This is a genomic window from Campylobacter sp. BCW_6873, from assembly GCF_001762365.1.
In the GTDB taxonomy this organism is placed as follows: domain Bacteria; phylum Campylobacterota; class Campylobacteria; order Campylobacterales; family Campylobacteraceae; genus Campylobacter_D; species Campylobacter_D jejuni.
Genome location: NZ_MJWS01000097.1, coordinates 1 through 241 on the forward strand (window position 1 = coordinate 1; position 241 = coordinate 241).

Annotated in this window: 1 pseudogene; it reads left to right on the plus strand. The window is 30.3% G+C overall.

Annotation, left to right across the window (positions count from 1 at the left end):
* Positions 1–241: pseudogene (locus tag AJ932_RS08425) on the plus strand (hypothetical protein); the annotation flags it as partial.

The following is a 241-nucleotide window of genomic DNA, read 5'->3' on the forward strand; positions in this document are numbered from 1 at the left end:
ATATATCAAATTCTACTTCAAATCCCCTACCCTTTAAAATCACTAAAGCCCTCATCAAAGAAAGTCTTGAAGAGCTTTTTTCTATAGAATGTGAAGGCTTTTTTGAAAGTTTAGAACAAGATTTATTTTCTTTAAATACTTTAACCAATGCTTCATCTCATCCAAGCACCCCTGCAACTTTTAATTTTCATCCTAATGTTTTAATCGATCAAGAAGCTATTTTAAGTATCCATAATCCTTA